The 16814-nt window shown below is 42.3% G+C and carries 15 protein-coding genes; 7 read left to right on the plus strand and 8 right to left on the minus strand.

The window, feature by feature from the left end:
* Nucleotides 1–191: 191 nt before the first annotated feature.
* From MJO57_RS15920 to MJO57_RS15935, 4 genes are all read right to left on the minus strand, one after another.
* On the minus strand, nucleotides 192–557 hold the full coding sequence (locus MJO57_RS15920; protein WP_252026766.1) for an RNA-binding protein: 366 nt from the start codon (nucleotides 555–557) through the stop codon (nucleotides 192–194).
* A 138-nt stretch (nucleotides 558–695) separates the two neighbouring features.
* Complete coding sequence (gene cysK / locus MJO57_RS15925) at nucleotides 696–1667, minus strand: cysteine synthase A (RefSeq protein ID WP_252026768.1); 972 nt, start codon at nucleotides 1665–1667, stop codon at nucleotides 696–698.
* A 195-nt stretch (nucleotides 1668–1862) separates the two neighbouring features.
* Nucleotides 1863–2873: a hypothetical protein gene (locus MJO57_RS15930; RefSeq protein WP_252026770.1), complete on the minus strand. Its 1011-nt coding sequence runs from the start codon at nucleotides 2871–2873 to the stop codon at nucleotides 1863–1865.
* 72 nt (nucleotides 2874–2945) lie between these two features.
* Nucleotides 2946–3170, minus strand: coding sequence for a hypothetical protein (locus tag MJO57_RS15935; protein ID WP_371924851.1), 225 nt, complete (start codon nucleotides 3168–3170; stop codon nucleotides 2946–2948).
* A gap of 66 nt (nucleotides 3171–3236) precedes the next feature.
* Between MJO57_RS15935 and MJO57_RS15940 the strand changes: the two genes are divergently transcribed.
* The 4 genes from MJO57_RS15940 to MJO57_RS15955 all read left to right on the plus strand — a co-directional run bounded on the left by MJO57_RS15940 (nucleotide 3237) and on the right by MJO57_RS15955 (nucleotide 8751).
* Nucleotides 3237–4859: a recombinase family protein gene (locus MJO57_RS15940; protein ID WP_252026772.1), complete on the plus strand. Its 1623-nt coding sequence runs from the start codon at nucleotides 3237–3239 to the stop codon at nucleotides 4857–4859.
* Nucleotides 4860–6092: 1233 nt separating this feature from the next.
* A complete protein-coding gene (locus MJO57_RS15945) occupies nucleotides 6093–6590 on the plus strand; it encodes a hypothetical protein (protein WP_252026774.1) in 498 nt (165 codons plus the stop codon).
* Nucleotides 6580–7065, plus strand: a complete 486-nt coding sequence (locus MJO57_RS15950) for a hypothetical protein (RefSeq protein WP_252026776.1) — start codon at nucleotides 6580–6582, stop codon at nucleotides 7063–7065. The genes MJO57_RS15945 and MJO57_RS15950 overlap by 11 nt, the downstream gene beginning before the upstream one ends.
* Nucleotides 7066–7092: 27 nt before the next feature.
* Nucleotides 7093–8751, plus strand: a complete 1659-nt coding sequence (locus tag MJO57_RS15955; protein ID WP_252017470.1) for a transposase — start codon at nucleotides 7093–7095, stop codon at nucleotides 8749–8751.
* A gap of 203 nt (nucleotides 8752–8954) precedes the next feature.
* On the opposite strand, the gene MJO57_RS15960 is transcribed toward MJO57_RS15955, so the two are convergent.
* Complete coding sequence (locus MJO57_RS15960) at nucleotides 8955–9641, minus strand: recombinase family protein (protein WP_252026777.1); 687 nt, start codon at nucleotides 9639–9641, stop codon at nucleotides 8955–8957.
* A gap of 262 nt (nucleotides 9642–9903) precedes the next feature.
* On the opposite strand from MJO57_RS15960, the gene MJO57_RS15965 reads away from it, so the two are divergent.
* The 3 genes from MJO57_RS15965 (at nucleotide 9904) to MJO57_RS15975 (ending at nucleotide 14154) form a co-directional block, all read left to right on the plus strand.
* Complete coding sequence (locus MJO57_RS15965) at nucleotides 9904–10197, plus strand: hypothetical protein (RefSeq protein WP_252026779.1); 294 nt, start codon at nucleotides 9904–9906, stop codon at nucleotides 10195–10197.
* A 128-nt stretch (nucleotides 10198–10325) separates the two neighbouring features.
* Nucleotides 10326–10688 (plus strand): hypothetical protein, encoded by a 363-nt coding sequence (locus MJO57_RS15970; protein WP_252026781.1) that lies wholly within the window; start codon nucleotides 10326–10328, stop codon nucleotides 10686–10688.
* Nucleotides 10681–14154, plus strand: coding sequence for a lipopolysaccharide assembly protein LapB (locus MJO57_RS15975; protein WP_252026783.1), 3474 nt, complete (start codon nucleotides 10681–10683; stop codon nucleotides 14152–14154). Before MJO57_RS15970 ends, MJO57_RS15975 begins: the two co-directional genes overlap by 8 nt.
* A 72-nt stretch (nucleotides 14155–14226) precedes the next feature.
* Here the strand turns inward: MJO57_RS15975 and MJO57_RS15980 are convergent, their stop codons facing one another.
* The 3 genes from MJO57_RS15980 to MJO57_RS15990 form a co-directional block, all read right to left on the minus strand.
* A complete protein-coding gene (locus MJO57_RS15980) occupies nucleotides 14227–14823 on the minus strand; it encodes a CFI-box-CTERM domain-containing protein (protein ID WP_252026785.1) in 597 nt (198 codons plus the stop codon).
* The gene (locus tag MJO57_RS15985) at nucleotides 14816–15739 is read right to left on the minus strand and encodes a CFI-box-CTERM domain-containing protein (protein WP_252026787.1); all 924 of its coding nucleotides are present in this window, start codon (nucleotides 15737–15739) and stop codon (nucleotides 14816–14818) included. The genes MJO57_RS15980 and MJO57_RS15985 overlap by 8 nt, the downstream gene beginning before the upstream one ends.
* Nucleotides 15740–15833: 94 nt before the next feature.
* Complete coding sequence (locus MJO57_RS15990) at nucleotides 15834–16814, minus strand: HIT domain-containing protein (protein ID WP_252026788.1); 981 nt, start codon at nucleotides 16812–16814, stop codon at nucleotides 15834–15836.

Here is a 16814-nt window from a genome sequence, read left to right on the forward strand (position 1 = left end):
TATTATCCAGAAATCCTTACTGCAACAAATAGCTTTGGCTCGGGTTAACCCAGTCGCTATAGAGGTGTCTTCAGACAACTGTTGGGTTCCCGGCAAAGCGATAACGAAAAATATATTGCCAAGCACCCGCTAATTTCCGAGTTTTCAGGAACAAAACTGCGTACCGATCAGATTGATATCAGATTAAATCATTAGCGATTAAAATTGTTATTAAAAGACTTGGGTCGTCTCTTGGCTGGATCCCGCTGGCCTGACTCCTTCTGTCGAGCATCATTCACTCTTAGTGGACGTCCGGCTACTTCCGCACCGTCCATGGTCCTGGCGGCTGCAGCTTCCGTCTCCTTTTCAAAAGTGATAAATGCAAAGCCCCTGGAGCGCCCGGTTTCCCGATCCCTCATCAGTTTGATGTCTTCAATAACACCAAATGATTCGAAAGCCTGTTCAAGATCCTCTTCAACGGCGGTATACGCCAAATTACCGATGTATAAAGTCCTTTTTTGCATGGAAAAGCTCTGTTTTTTTCTCTGGGTTGAACGCAAATCCTTGCGTAGAAACATTAATCAGATTCTCACATCAAACGACTGTTGTCCATTGGCTTATCGGCAAATTCCTGAGGTTCATTAACGGATCATAAAACAGACAAAAAGACACAAAGAATTCTTCGTGCCTTTCATTAGCTGTGTGATATACATCAGTTACTGAACACTTTCATTTTCAGAAAAGACGCCTTCAAACAACGCTGTGGACAGGTAGCGCTCACCTGAATCTGGCAAAATAACCACAATTGACTTACCGTTATTTCCTGGTTGCTCTGCCACTTTCAGGGCAGCACTCACGGCGGCACCACCAGAAATACCTGCCAGGATACCCTCTTCCCGCATTAACCGGTGGGCGGTCTCCATAGCGTCTTCATTGGAAACCTGCTCAACCTGATCCACCAGCCGGAGATCAAGGTTTGCTGGAATAAATCCAGCGCCAATCCCCTGAATCTTATGGGGCGCAGGCTTAACCTCTTCGCCCGCCAGGGTCTGGCTGATGACTGGGGACGCACTTGGCTCAACGGCAACTGACTTGATTTTCCTGCCCTGGATCTCCTTAATGTAGCGGGATACACCAGAAATGGTTCCTCCCGTGCCAACACCTGCGACAAAAATATCAATCTTGCCATCCAGTGCATTCCAGATTTCCGGGCCAGTGGTCTCCTCATGAATTCGGGGGTTGGCGGGATTCTCAAACTGCTGCAGCAACAGATACTTTTGCGGGTTTTCTTCCGCCAGTGCTTTCGCCCTGGCAATGGCACCGGGCATGCCTTTTGCCGGTTCAGTCAAAATGATGGTAGCACCCAGTGCCTTCATGACTTTACGACGTTCAAGGCTCATGGAAGCAGGCATGGTCAGCGTCAGCGGGATTCCCCGGGAAGCCGCAACAAAGGCCAGGGCAATGCCGGTGTTACCACTGGTGGGTTCAATCAACTCCATACCCGGCAGCAACTTTCCGGAGCGCTCTGCATCCCAGATCATGCTGGCACCAATACGGCATTTGATACTGTTTGCAGGATTTCTGGACTCTATTTTTACATATATCTCCCGGCCTTTTGCCAAGCGATTCAGCTTTACCAGCGGCGTATTACCGATAGCCTGAGCGTTATCCTGATAGACCTGCGTCATGATAGTCCCTTCCTTATAATCTGAAGATAATTCATTTTCAGCTTGTAGCTTTTTTATAAGGTGAGACTATATCTATCCGTCGTATCCCGTAAAGTAATTTAAAATTATAGATTTATATAAAATATCTATAAATATCGATCGAAACTGAAGGGCAATCACTGGTTGCTCACCCGTAGTCATTTATCAAATACAATACTATCGTTTAGATAATTGATGGTTCCTGCAATGCTGTTCAATGCGCTCTTCAACTTCTGATGTGGCTGCTTTTCCACCCAGTAACTGCCATTGCCTTGCCTGGGTCAGATCATTGTCGGATACGGCAGCCATTAAATTTTGGTCAAGTTTGTCCCTGGGATAAAACTCCGCCAATATTTTACTGTATTCCGAAACCTGGTAATAATTATTAGCTGCAGCTAATCTCAACCTATTATCCAGAAACTTGTCGTCTATTCGGCCACCCAATTGAATCCAGCTTTTGATATTTTCAGCAGAAGTCCACAAACCCATGGCACGTTTCAGGCACTGATCTTTTTCCTCTTGAGTAAACGCACCAACACCGAGATCTAACAGGGTCTGTGCGGCAGTATAATCCCCCAAGTTAGCAACCTCACTACGGACTTCAGGGATTATTTCCTCAACTTTTGGCCCACCTACCTTCAATGCCCATTTTGCAGCTGCTGTATAGCCTGCAAATACAACGTCCCTGAAAAATCGCTCAATATGATCATCTTTATAGACTTCCCAACTGAGCGAACGAAGATAATAAAGGAATTCGATATAAGGTAAATTTATGTTTGCAGCTCCAGGCACACATATTGGTCTTAATTGACGTTTTAATTGTTCATCAACCAACTTACCATGATGATCGGATAGGAATCCCGGTTGTATTTGTCGATGGCATGGATCGGTGAGTCCCAAACTCCTGGCGTCGGTTGAAATCATTGAAACATCCAGTAATGCCCTTCTGATGACTCTTGCAGATAACTCTTGCAGTGATTTGATTTCGGTTATTTCAGGCTCTCCGGCACTGATTATATAAGTTTTAAGGGTATCTAACTCTTCAGAATCCAGAACTCTTGCATATTTATAATAGGCAATCACTTTTCGTAGCGTCCGGGCTTGCTCCTGCGCAAGCCCGGGATCCTCTCTATGTTGATATTCAGAGATTTCAGCGAGAGTCATATTAGCAGCATTAGCTGGCCACATTTTCAGCTCCTGAAGCAGCAATACATCCTTGCTTCAGACCAGAGTTTCTGTACTAAGTTTCCTAAATCCATATCACATAAGGGTGCTGAAGAAACGGTCAACCACTTCGGTAGCCGGTCCGTAAAATTGCTCATCAAATAACGAGCCATGATTGCCCGGCTCAAGATTCAATTCAACAGTTCTTGCTCCCGCAGCTGCCGCTTCCTGAAAGAACCCGGCAGCAGGATAGACATTTCCGGATGTTCCGATCGAAACAAACAGATCACAGTCTGACAGTGCCTGATAGATGTTATCCATCTGCAAGGGCATATCGTAAACATTACCCCATATAATTTTTAGCTATAAAATGGTAATGTGCCAGCCATGAAGACATCAGAAGTAAAGCAGTCATCGTTACAAGTTGCTCCCAGCAGCTCTACTCTACCACCAGCAAAATCTGAGGCTCTGCATTCAGCACCAGCAATAAAGCGGGAGCGGGCTATTTCGTATGCACGTTTCAGTTCTAGCCAGCAGCAAGCCACCTCCATAGAGCGTCAGCAAGCACAAGCCGAAAAGTACTGTTCTGACAATAATCTTGAACTATTGGATTCTATATCCGATCAAGGCATCTCTGCGTTTAAAGGCAAGAATTTAGACCCTGATGCTGCACTGGGTCAACTGCTTCAAATGATACAGTCTGGTGAAATACCAACCCCAGTTCACTTAATTGTAGAGTCCCTTGACCGTCTATCCCGTCAAGCTGTAAACACAGTACTCCCTCTGTTCATGAACCTTATAAATGCCGGTGTAACAGTACATACACTAACTGACAGACAGGTATACTCAGTAGAGGCAATACAGGGTAACTGGACACAATTGATAGTTTCTCTCGCTGTAATGGCAAGGGCACATGATGAATCACTAGTTAAATCAGAAAGGCAAAAAGCCTACTGGAAAAGAGTATTTGATAGTAAAAAGGTTACTGGGGGACAGATACCAGCTTTCATGCACAAAACAGACTCAGGTATTGAGCTACACCCAGAAAGATGTAGTGCAGTCCTGAAAGTTATAGATATGTGCATTTCAGGTACAGGTATAAGAACAATTATTAAGCAGTTGAATGAACAAGAGATTCCAGCTTTTACAAAATCTGGTAGATGGACAGTATCGTACATAGGTGTACTACTAAGGAACCCTGCCCTACTCGGCCATTATGCAAAAATTGATGATCGCCCGTATCCAGAGAAATGGAAACGTGACTTTCTCCCAGCACTTATTGATGAGGACAAATGGCATAAACTCCAAGCGTCACTGAACAAGAACAAGAAGAACAGAGGAGCAAGGGTCGTTGACCCATATGCAAATCTGCTGGTGGGTCTTAGTTTTTGCTCTTTATGTTCTGCCCCAATGCACCATCAGAAAACCAAAAACCAGATGGGCAAGGTTTTCTACTACATCCAATGTAGAGACTCATTAAGAGAAGGTACATGTCAGCGTGGTTCATTTAGGAAAACTGAAGTAGAGAGAGCATTATTCAAGGCTCTCGCAAAGCACATGCTCAGTACTGGCTACCAACATAAAGAAGTTATTGAAATACAAAATGAGCTTGATAAAGCTGACCAGCAGCTACAAGAAATACATGCTATGCAGGGACGTATTACAGAGGCTCTTATGACTGCACCAGATGTTGCAGCCTTAGCGAACAAATTACAGGAGCTTCAGGTTCAAGCTGATGTCATAAGACAGCATCAGCAGGACTTACAGAGTCAAATAGTCAATGTGCAAAAACAGAATGAAATCCAGCAAGGTTTAAAGACCAATGTTGCTAAAACCATGTTAAGCGCAAGGGACTCAAGGCAAGAAATAAGAGAACGTATCTTAACGTACATTGAGCGAGTGGACTTTAACTTCAATGACCTTGTGATGCATGTGCAGTACAAGAACGGCAAGAAGGAGGATGTGAAGCTGGACTACCAGAAATTCAGGAGTAGGTTTTACAGTAGCTGACTTTAAATGTACCTGAGCCCGATGAATATCGGGCTAAGTATGCTGTAAACGGTACGTAATCTTTCTTAGCTGACATGTACCAATATGTCGATTAGATTAAAGCCCCGCACTTCAGTTGATCAGAACCAATGATCACAGACTAACCCATAGAATATAGATATACACCTCCTTCAGCTACTATGACAAAATCACATAGATTACATCCCTTTTTTGCCTTATTACTCTGCTTTGCTTCAGCTGAAGTTTTTGCTGCCATCCCTGCCAACTCGCACTACACACAGTTTACACACCAAGGTTGGACATGTGATAGAGGCTACTACCAACTAGGAAATCAGTGTAAAGCTGTAGTACTCCCTAAGAATGCAAAAATAGATGTATATGGAAGCGGCTGGGTATGTGAGCGGGGATACAGGAGAGATGGAAATCAATGCAGACGTGTAGTTCTGCCTCAAAACGCAAAAATAGATGTATATGGAAGTGGCTGGGTATGTGAGCGGGGATACAGGAGAGATGGAAATCAATGTACCCGTGTAGTTCTGCCTCAAAACGCAAAAATAGATGTGTATGGAAGCGGCTGGGTATGTGAGCGGGGATACCGTAGACAAAATAACCAATGCGTTCGTGTAGTTCTGCCTCAAAACGCAAAGATTGATGTATACGGAAGTGGCTGGGTATGTGAGCGGGGATACAGGAGAGATGGAAATCAATGTACCCGTGTAGTTCTGCCTCAAAACGCAAAGATTGATGTATACGGAAGTGGCTGGGTATGTGACAGAGGTTTTGAAAGAAATGGCAACCAGTGCATAGCAATAAAAATTCCAGTTAATGCGAAACTTAACGGCCTTGGTAATGGTTGGATCTGTAATTACGGATATGTAAAACGGGGACAAAGCTGCTTACATGCATCATACGCAACTGACAATGAGATCAGGCAGCTCATCATACAAAACTCAATTATGGGGTATCCCGGCAACTGTCCATGTCCATACTTCTCTGACAGTGCTGGTAGAAGTTGTGGAGGTAGAAGTGCATACAGTCGATCTGGTGGTTATGCGCCACTCTGTTATAACTCTGACATTTCAGATCAACAGGTTATAAACTTCCGTAGCCAGTTGAAATAGCTGTACCCCTGCCTGACATGGAGGTCAGGCAATTACTGTTTTATATGCAATATAGAAATTATTTCTTGTATATTCTGTGCTGTAGCTCTTGGTACATCGGATGTATTGATCAATGAAGAAAACCAAAAAGCAGCCCAAAAACCCATTCGCCTTCACCAAGTCAGGCAAAGCAATAACTATTGAAGACCCTATAGTACATTCAGAGGAGTTATACGACTCCCCTGCCCTGCAAGCTCGCCTCTATCCAGTAGCTATCAGACCTGATAGCAATGTTGGATCACATTTCAGGTTAGAAGATAGTACTCATGCAGCACGAGGTGAGGAAGGACACCTTGATGCTACTGACAGGCATATTCAAGAACAGATTAGGTACAGAGATAAGGGTTACGTTCTTGAAGAAACAATGCTATTCACAGACGGTTCAAAGTATGTGCTTGACTGCTATAACCCTGAAACTCAACACATAGTTGAGGTCGTTGACAATCACGATGATATAGCAAAGGCAAGAGTACTCAAGGCACTGGGTTTTAAGGTGACATGGCATTTCGTTTCGAACAAAAAGTACTCAAAGGCTTATACACGCTACGGGGAAGTAATCTGTGACTATTAAGTTAACACTAGAGCAAGAGGCACATGCAGTAGCAGAAATCAAAGCTGATGAGCTTAGAAGTAAAAAGGAAATACAGGAGAAAAAGGACAAGCTCTTAGAAGAAATAGAGAATTTAGAGCTGATAAAGACCATGAAATCCAAGGAAATATCAGACTATTACGCGAAAATTAAAAATCTCAGAGGAGTCCATGACAAGCTAAAAATTGCCTCTAAATCATTGGCAGTTTATGAGAGAGATGCAAGTGCACTAGAGCACAAGCTTAAGAGGATGAAAACAGAGGAAAGTGACCTTCAAGAAAATGTACGACACCTTCGTAGTGAGATGGACAGGTTAACTCTGATCAAGAAAAAAGCGAAGCACTGGGCACGTAACAACGGGATATCTCTCGAAGAGATTGCTCATTCAAAGCTTCTAATGGATCACCAGAAGTCACTTCAGGAAGTAATTTCTCAAAAAGTGCTGGAAGCAGGATAATTTCGGTCAGTCGTCTATCCTCTCACCATGGCTTTTCTAGAACACCAGCAGTTACAACCTGAAGATCTACTGAGATTCATCACTCAGCAGCAAGAGCAGATCATTCAGCTCAAAGAGCAGATAGAATTGCTTGAAGCAGAGATTCGTCGTCTAAAAAAACTGCCCGCAAAGCCTGACATCAAACCAAACACCAAACCTCCCGATGATGACACCGGCAGCCCTGATGGAGATCCATCCGCTCCTGAGGGTAACGATGGAGCCAGCCCAGACACCTCGTCAAAGCAGAAGGTTAAGAAGCCCAACGAGAAAACCAGAAAGCAGCGTAAACAGCCCCGAAAGCCATCGGCGGAAAAATCCATACCCATTGCTGCCACTGATGTTCCGGAGGGATCAATCAGGAATGGAACCACCCCTTTTCATGTTCAGGAACTGACAATACAAACATCCAGTATTGAATATCTTTTAGAGCAATGGGTGACACCCGATGGACAAACCATTACGGCCAAACCGCCAGCCAGCCTTCATGGACATCATTACGGGCCAATGCTGCAGGCCTACGTTCTGCACCAGTATCATGGTTGCTCCGTTACCCAGCCAGAACTGCTGGACTGGCTATGGGACATTGGAATCTCTATTTCCAGCGGGGAACTCAGCCAGCTTCTGACGAAAGGACACGAGCAGTTCCATGCTGAGAAAGATGAGCTGTTGACTACAGGTATTCGCTGTTCAAGTTATATCCAGACAGACGACACGGGAACAAGGCATAAGGGGAAGAACGGTTACTGCACCATCATCAATAACGAGTCCTTTGCCTGGTTCGAGAGCACAGACAGCAAAAGCCGGGAAAATTTCGTAAGCCTACTGCACCGCCCATGGTCAACTTACACGTTCACCGACGATGCCTTGATCTATCTGGAAAAACTGGATTACCCCAAAAAGTGGCTACGCGTTCTTAATCCATACAGAGGCGTCACCTTCCTGAGCCATGAAGCCTGGGAAGAATGTATGAAAGACCTGAGACTAACTGGTAGACGGCGCCAGCAGGCCAGTGAAGCCATGATTTATGGCAGCCTGATACAGCATGGAGCAGGACATCTTACCACCTTCAGTGATGGGGCAAGGCAGTTCGACGTTTTCAAACACAGCCAGTGCTGGATACATGCAGAGCGAGGGCTGGCAAAAGTTCATCCGGTCAATGATCAGCAGGCCATGGCTCAGAAATGGCTTCGGACATGGTTCTGGGCCATTTACGATGACCTTAAAGACTTCAAGACAGAGCCAACTGAAAAAAAGGCAATAAAAGTACGACAGGGGTTCCAGGCGCTGATCCAAACCCAAACGTGCAGTGGGCTTCTTCAGGATGCTCTGTCAGGGTTGGCTGTAATCAAGGAAGAGCTATTACTGGTTCTGGATGACCCGAGCTTACCGCTGCACAACAACCTGAGCGAGAGTCAGATACGAGAATATGTTAAACGACGAAAGATCAGTAGTGGGACGCGAAGCGATTTGGGGCGGCAATGTCGCGACACCTTTGCCAGCCTGAAAAAAACGTGTCGCCTGTATGGTCTCTCTTTTTGGGATTATCTGAAAAGCCGACTAATGGGCGATGGGTTATTTCCGAGATTGAGTAACCTGATTGAGGAGGCTTCACGTCATCTTCCGTGTGGTGCTGCCAGCAGTTTTTGAGAAATTACTTCAGGAAGTACTTGATAACCTTGAGGTTAAAATAAATGAGAAAACAAGGGTGCTTGAGCAGATAGGTAATGAGATAGATATGTACTGGGCTCAGAAAGAGCAACTCAGGCAACAGGTTCGAGCACTAAAAGACAGCTCTTAAAGCATATACAGAGACTAGGGTTAACCCTGTCTGTATTACATTTTAACATTTTTTACGTGAGCAACTTTGATTGCTCCTCTATTCGCTTAATAAGCAGCATAACAGTGACATGTGACCATTCACCGCCTCTAGTAGTTTTGATTTGCATAGCGTTTAACTGATCTGCTATGTATTGGAGCGTTTTTCCTGCTGACCTGAGTGGCTGGACTATACCTTTTAACTGTTCAGCCTTTGCATTGGCTTTATTTGATCTGGTTGTACTGGCCTGCTTTATTGCTTTATCCCTGTTATTGTGAAAATTGGCTTCATTGCCCAGTTTATAACCTTGAGCCTTCTTTGCCTGAAGTGCCTGCTTAGTACGTAAACTAATGAAATCCCTTTCTTGCTCTGCCAGTGCTGCGTATAAATGAATCTGAAACTTATCCGCTTGTGGCATACAGGCAACTTTCAGGTCTACTTGTTTTATCAGCCCTGCTATTGTCTCAACATCACGTGAAATACGGTCAAGTTTTGCCACCAGCAAAACAGCCCCTTTTTCCTTACACAATTTGAGGGCTTGCTGATAACCATCCCTGTCTGTGGTTTTACCTGATTCCACATCTGTAAATTCTGCCAGCACTTCATGATGTACTGCATAATGTTTTAGGTACAGGTCTATGTCCCTCTGCTGTGCTTCGAGACCTAACCCTGATTTTCCCTGTTCTTTGGTACTGACCCTCTTGTAAGTACAAATACGCATCTAAACACCTAATGTAAAATAACAGTACGACCGTTCTAGTAAATTACATTTTGCCTTCATACACGACATCGCTCAAATATCACCCAACGATGATCATTATTTTGTACATTTTGTATAGTGCAGTGAGTGTTAGCCTTAATGAGCTTGTAGTAAGACGCCCCCATATAGGAGAATGAACAAATCAGTAGATAGCGGCAATTGCAGTGTATCAAAGGCATATACCCTCTGACGTGCATAATGCTAAACGAAGTACGAGTAGAGTATGAATATTCAGCAAATGAAAGAAATGCTTAGTGGTAACTTCGACGTTAAGGATGCCATTGATGACTTGACCACAGATGTAGAGGAACTACTTGCTGACGTGAAGAGTATAAAAAAAGAGCAGGAAAACCATACAATTCTATTACGTGGAATCCTAAATGCTCTAGAGGGTCATGATGAGACCATCAAGCAGATAATCACTTTACTACTTCATGAGAAATATAGTGCTAATCATGCTGAAAAACGTATAGATGAAATAACTGAAATACTGGGAGTATTGATAGACACCCCATAATTCAGTAGTAAAAATTGGACCTAATACACCAATAGCGGATATTACCTACTACCAGCGTCAGCCCTCCACTTGTGCCCCCTGCCTGCACTATAGGACAATAATACTAATACACTAGTGCGAGTAAGATCATGGCAAATTTCTACAACAATACATTCAATGGAAGTGTCCAGATAAACGAAGGTAGTGGTACACAGGTAAACAACAGTGGTATTTCAGCAGAGGAAGTTCTACAGCTCCTTCAAGCTCTTCAAGAGCAATTAGTACAACTCCCTGCTAGAGACGAGCATACTGAAAGCCTTCAGAAGATTGTAGATGATGCCCATTCTACACTCGCCAGCTCCTCATCATCAGATAGCCCTGGAGTTATCAGCACCTTTGTAGGAAAACTACAAAGTTGGGTTGAAACAGCACAAACAGTGGTAGGCACTTCACAGGAAGCTCATGCCCTGTACACATCAGTAACTGAACTATTGGGTACTCTCGGTGGTTGATTTTACTAATAACACCTTCGATGGCAAAACTACGATTTACGAAAACCCTCAGGGGAAGGTAGAAGAGCACCTATCATTTGAGAACTTCAGCGGAGAGTTCAAAAAGACAGATATAACTGTATACAAAGATGTACAAAAAATAGTCCCTAAAAACATCTCAGAAGAGCTTCTGGCTGACTTTCTTACGGCATTTGTTCGCAACGATTGGGATCAAGCACATAAACATATCAAGCCTCTAGTAAACCTAGAAACCTTCTGTAGCTTTGACCCTAAAAGAAGAAAGTCTATTGGTAATACTTACTTGAACTTTTGCTGGATTCGTAAGAATCATGCAGAGGCACAGGATTGGTACTCTTCGCTCCCCGATGAAATACAACTAGTTACTGAGTTTCGGGTATGGAAAACGCTGATTGACCGTGATTCTAACAGTGCAAATGATGCTGATGTAACTGATACATTGAAGGCATTCTTTTTACTGGAGAAAAGTAACCCTACTGTACTATCAGTATTGATGGAGTCTGGGGTTGACGAGCTTCAAAACTCCGCAGCAGAAGTCCTTAGAACATGGCTTGAGGATAATGAGAAGACCTCAAATTCTGATAATTATTATGCATTTACATGTCTAGCAGAGTATGAGTCCGAAAAGCAAAACTTTGAGCAGGCCAGAAAAACATTAGATGCCATAAGGCATCACACAGAAGAAGGTGTCTATAACAGCCTGAAATTCAGACTATTTTACGCTCAAATCAACTTAACAGAAATTACAAGCAATCCATCCCTGATTGAGTGTATTCACCTGCCTATATCATTATATGCTCCCTTACGAGCAATAGAAGATGAAGTACAGGATATAGTCCAAAAATATAGAGAACTTAGTTTTCATCAAGTCAATGCACTAGACACGCTTGCAGTTATTAAGTCTCTACTGTACAAGCCAGAAGAAGCACTTGAGATATACAAAGACCTTGAAGTAAAAGAACTTCCTACAGAAATAATCACACATGTTCTGGGATGTTATCAGGAAGTCAATGACTATGAAGCGATTGTAAATGTCATTGAAAGTTTATCTGAAGAAAAGCAGTCCAAGCTGAACAACTACTGGACACTAGCCTTAATAAGTCTTGGAAGGTGGGACAAGGCAGTTGAGGTCTGCCCTCTAGATGCTCCAGAACGAAAGCTCATTGATCCAGAACTAACAATGAATCTGGAGGATATTGATGACCTCTATTACTCAATGCAAATGGCTTATCATAAGTACAATGCAGCTGATGATGATGAGGTGAAAAAGTCATCAAGCATTGAGTTCCTACTAGGTTTAGCCCCTCAAAAGCTCAGATATCGAATCACAAGAGCATACTATCTGTTCCAGTGTGAGCAAGCCGAGCTAGCAATAGAGCTATACGAAGAAATTTTTACTGAAGTTGGTGCAGGATATGGTCGTGCATTTGCTGATTTCATGTATGCACTTCTACAGACGAATCTAAGGAAGCGCACTGATTTTTGGTTCAGCAAATTCAGTAATGAAGCACCGCTTGAGGCATATATGCCTCTTAAGCACCATCACCTAACTTTTATACAGATTACCAAGAATATCACTGCATTTAAGAAGGAGATTGAAAAAACCATCGGGAAAATCCCCGAAAAGTACGCATTGCCGTATCGTACTAGATGGATGCAGGCAACTCTTCAGCATAAAAACTGGAAGCAACAGGTACAGGATAAAGTACAAAAATGGGGACTCTGGCCAGAGGGAAGGTTGAATGACCAACTCGATTACTTGCGTGTAGTCTCTCATTGTTTGGAGCCTGAGCAAGTACTTCCTGAGTGGTATAAACAAGTCCTTGAGCAACCACGAGAAGCAGACCTTCTAGAGAACTACATCTTATACATCCTCAGCCTGCACGGAAGAAATGCAGCTTTTGATTGGACATACACTGGGGATGTTGTACAAGATAAATGTGCTGTTGAGCTGAGTAACGGAGAAATTCTAGTTTTTGATACAGCTGCATCAAAAATTTCAAGGGTTAATGACGTAAATAGCTCTGAGATTCGATATGCTCAGAACTTCATAGGAAAGTCTGTTGGTGACACTGTTTCCGGTAATTTAACAATACAAGCTATCTACTCCCCTTACCTCTGGGCATATAAGTACGCTGAAAAGCAACTACCTAAGTATAAAGATAGTGATCGTTTTCATCAGATATCACTACCTGAAAATGGTACACCTGAAGAAATGATTGCTCCTCTAATGGAATTACTGAAGCAGAAAGCTGACTACATTGCAGGAATAGAGCAAAATATTTTTGATAGAAAATTGCCTTATCTGACTGTTATGGGGCATATAGCTAATAATGTACAGGCATGGAATACCTTCTTAACCAAGGACACAGATCAGCGTTTTGGATTCAGCTACAGCGTTGACCAGAACCTGCTTTATTCACTGAAAGATAAGACTATAGCTGTACTAGATATAACTGTTCTAGTAGGTTTAGGAATACTTTATGGAAAGCCAAACCTAATTCCAAAGCTCTGGCCTAAAGTTTCTGCTGTTTCAGTCGCTATTCAGCAAATCTTTTACGATAGGGAAGAAGCTAAAAGTATTCAGCCTAATAACATGACTATGGGCTGGGATAGGACTCTCAATGCACCAACAAAGTCTTCACACAGTGAAGAGTCAATACAGAAGCATATTGCGAACTGTTCAGCAATCATAGAAGCCTATGATGAGCATAAGATTACACCTATAGACTCTGTACCAGCTCAGGAAATCACTGGTTCCGACAAAAAACTCATAGAAATACTTGAAGCAAGCTCAAGGGATAGTCTTCTCGCATGTTATGGGCACGAGGATCGTTTTTTTGTTACAGATGACCCTAACTTGGCATCACTTTCACTGAGGATAGGTATTACCACTCTGAATAGCTGTCAGTTGATGTTTATGATGTATGCTAACAAGGTAATTGATATAGATGAGTTTTCCGAGTGGTTTATCATTTGTAGCACTGGCGGGCTAAATGCTGAATCAGTTGCTGGTGCTGTCTTAAGCTGGCTCATGCAGAAAGAAGACTATAGTCAAACAATGTTTGAGAAAATATTAGAAAAGCTTTTGCCTGATCCTGCATTGACAACTAGCAATATGAGGTTTCTTGTTGACATTTTGGATAAGCAAACTGAAAAGAAATCCTTAACTGATGCTCAAAAACATGTAATAGAACATATATTACAAAGAATGACATCTAATGGTAAGGACGCAGTAACATTAGAGAGGATTCTTATTGAAGCAAGAAGAGAAAATATTAAAAATTCAGATGCTGTTGTTGCTATGGTTATCAAGCATTCTGGTTACTCATATAAAGTAGTACATAGCAAAGAATATATTACTCAAGAGATACGCACTGAGGCTATGAATATGTACTCACGTGATATTAATGCTTTCCTTGCATTAAGACATCACAACGTTCTTTGACTTCTATTTTACAAGGGCAGTTTACCTGCCCTTTCGCTTTATACAAAGCTACAAATTAACAAGACCTTCATTTTACTCAGGCTTTGGCAAGCACTTTACTAGGACATTAAGAAAATAACGCACAAACGGCTTAAAAATGGGCATATTATCAAGTTTTTTAGCCATTATCGGACCATTTTTGTAGTACCAATGAATAAAACTATTACCGAGCTTGTAATTAGCTAAAGTACTATCTCGGAAGTAACGAAGGTTTTGTACAGTTGGGTGATGTTGCCCTTCAAAGGCACATGTAGCTACAAAACAAGTTGCTCCTGACTTGCTCTCTATGTCCCTTGTCCCAGAACCTGTTTTCATAGAGCTTTTTACATGATGTCTAGTAGCACGCCCCTCTTTAGATAAGTCATTAAAAGTATCAATATGGGTTAATGTTTCTCTTCTAGCAGCCTCTTCATCTAGTAGTTGTTCCTGTTGCTTTACCTGTAGTCGTAGAGCTTCATCAGTTGCTTTTTGTGAAATAGCATTTACCTGCTCTTGAGTAAGATTCCTCATTGCATTATTCAATAAATCAGCAGGTGCAAGATCAGTGTTTTGTGTTCGCTGAGTTACCTCTGTACTGTTAGTATTTGAGCTGGAACTTTGATCCTTTTGCAATGGATTATTATCAGACATTCTTATTATTCCTTTTTATACAGTACACAAATGCAGCTAACAATGACTTAACAGCCTTTCCAATTAGCTTATGATTTTTCAAAAAGACAACTACACTAGATCCTTTTCTGTAATACCAATCCACAAATAATGTACCTAGCTTATTTTCCAACAGGTAATCATTCCTAAATTTTCTAAGTGCTCTTACATCTGGGTGCTCTGGTGAGTCATAAAGGTAGCTAGCAACTACACAAAATGAATCTTTATACAGCTCAACAGTTATCCCCCCATTAGGAAATTCAATACGCTCACGAAAACGAGTATTATTTGGATACTGAAGCATCTTAATCAAATGAGGTCTATTTTTATCTACAATAGCCTTTATTTGCCTTGCCCTCTCTTGATCAATCTGAGATAGCAGTGCCCTTGAAGCAACCACGTCATTATCATTCAACCAAGTAGCTGTTTCAGTAACGTGTGATGGAAGGTGCTTCAAGATATCAAAATCGAGAAAAGAAGCAATTGCAGTATCTAACTTATTGATACCTGCCTGAATATCATCCTTATCTACACGAACATATTCATTTTTGCCCTTTTCTTCAAAGTGCAAACATAGCCTCTTAAGGATTTCGTATCTCTGATCAAATGTTAAGTACTTTGGAACAAGATTAAGCAATCGCTCCATAGTCTGACCAGACATCTTGGTCGCACCACTTTTCCACCTAGGAAAAGTCTCACGAGCATAATTTTCTGCCTTTAGACTGTGCTCTTCACCATACCTACTAAAAAGCTCATTGAGCTGCCTATTACTAAGGTCGAAGAATGCACCTTGTACATCTTTAACAACTGGTCCGAGCTTTGCCGAGAATGCATTGAATGCTCTTACGTGCTCAATAGCTTGTGACTGTCCGGAACTATACCGCCTTCTGTAACCCATTGAATATATTACCTAATCTTCATAATCCTTTAATTTTTATTTCTTTTTATAAGAACCAATTGTAGACAAATTATTGGGTAAGTAGTTCAAATCCCTAATATTCTCCCTTGCCTGGGATTGTATGCCTTACACCACCTTTAGGCTTTTCTACATCCCCTTTTCTTCTTGGTATCAGGTGCATATGGCAATGAAATATTGTCTGCCCTGCATCTTCACCACAATTCAATCCGATATTAAAGCCTGTAATACTCGAATCACTTTCCTGTAGTGCTACTTTCTGCTGCTGTAACAGCTGATTCAGAGCATTCACTTCTGCCTGTCCAAGGTCAAAGTACGTTTCAGCATGTCGCTTAGGGATGATAAGGCTATGTCCTTCAGTTACTGGGTATCCATCACGAATCACGTACCCAAGTTCATTAGAGGCAATAACTCGATCTTGGGGTATTTCACAGAAGAGACAGCCCTTTTCTCTGTGTTCATATGATTCACGTACTACTCGAAAATCGGTATCGTCCCTGTCCTTCTTCATTGAGTTACATGAATAACACAATGCTTGAAGGTTAGTAAGGTCATCTGAGCCACCACAATTTCTAGGGATAATGTGGTCTACTTCTAGTGCTTTTTCCTGAGCTGAAATACCACATAGTTCACAATGAAACTTTGCTCTTTTAAGTACTTCATATCTGTCAGTGCCACTTATGTATCCAGATGACTTTTTCCTATGCGACCATACAGAATCACCACGACTTTCGATGAAGTCTATTAGCCGTTTCTGACACAGGTGCTTCAACTTTTGTACTTCTAGTTCAGATAATGAGTCAAAGCCATTCAAGGAGTACATCTTTCCATCTTTCTGAACAACACCATTCTTCCTGAGTACCTGACCAACCATGCTATTAGTTGTCTTGATGTAGTACTCGATCTGACTAATGTCATTACTGAGTATTGCTTTAGCTATATCTGCCTGATGACATGCCCCTCTGTGCTCAAGTAGCTCCATGAGCATTACGGGCTGATACACATGGGACATTTTCATCTTCTTGGAGATGTACTCTTCTAGTTCGTTAAATGTCAT

It is taken from the genome of Endozoicomonas sp. SCSIO W0465 (assembly GCF_023716865.1).
Classification (GTDB): domain Bacteria; phylum Pseudomonadota; class Gammaproteobacteria; order Pseudomonadales; family Endozoicomonadaceae; genus Endozoicomonas.

Bases quoted from the DNA above. Each gene is read 5' to 3' on its own strand.
- MJO57_RS15930 (WP_252026770.1), bottom strand. From the start codon at position 2,873: ATGTGGCCAGCTAATGCTGCTAATATGACTCTCGCTGAAATCTCTGAA.
- MJO57_RS15980 (WP_252026785.1), bottom strand. From the start codon at position 14,823: ATGTCTGATAATAATCCATTGCAAAAGGATCAAAGTTCCAGCTCAAAT.
- MJO57_RS15945 (WP_252026774.1), top strand. From the start codon at position 6,093: ATGAAGAAAACCAAAAAGCAGCCCAAAAACCCATTCGCCTTCACCAAG.
- MJO57_RS15970 (WP_252026781.1), top strand. From the start codon at position 10,326: ATGGCAAATTTCTACAACAATACATTCAATGGAAGTGTCCAGATAAAC.
- MJO57_RS15985 (WP_252026787.1), bottom strand. From the start codon at position 15,739: ATGGGTTACAGAAGGCGGTATAGTTCCGGACAGTCACAAGCTATTGAG.
- MJO57_RS15960 (WP_252026777.1), bottom strand. From the start codon at position 9,641: ATGCGTATTTGTACTTACAAGAGGGTCAGTACCAAAGAACAGGGAAAA.
- MJO57_RS15990 (WP_252026788.1), bottom strand. From the start codon at position 16,814: ATGACATTTAACGAACTAGAAGAGTACATCTCCAAGAAGATGAAAATG.
- MJO57_RS15935 (WP_371924851.1), bottom strand. From the start codon at position 3,170: ATGGATAACATCTATCAGGCACTGTCAGACTGTGATCTGTTTGTTTCG.
- MJO57_RS15940 (WP_252026772.1), top strand. From the start codon at position 3,237: ATGAAGACATCAGAAGTAAAGCAGTCATCGTTACAAGTTGCTCCCAGC.
- cysK (WP_252026768.1), bottom strand. From the start codon at position 1,667: ATGACGCAGGTCTATCAGGATAACGCTCAGGCTATCGGTAATACGCCG.
- MJO57_RS15920 (WP_252026766.1), bottom strand. From the start codon at position 557: ATGTTTCTACGCAAGGATTTGCGTTCAACCCAGAGAAAAAAACAGAGC.
- MJO57_RS15965 (WP_252026779.1), top strand. From the start codon at position 9,904: ATGAATATTCAGCAAATGAAAGAAATGCTTAGTGGTAACTTCGACGTT.
- MJO57_RS15955 (WP_252017470.1), top strand. From the start codon at position 7,093: ATGGCTTTTCTAGAACACCAGCAGTTACAACCTGAAGATCTACTGAGA.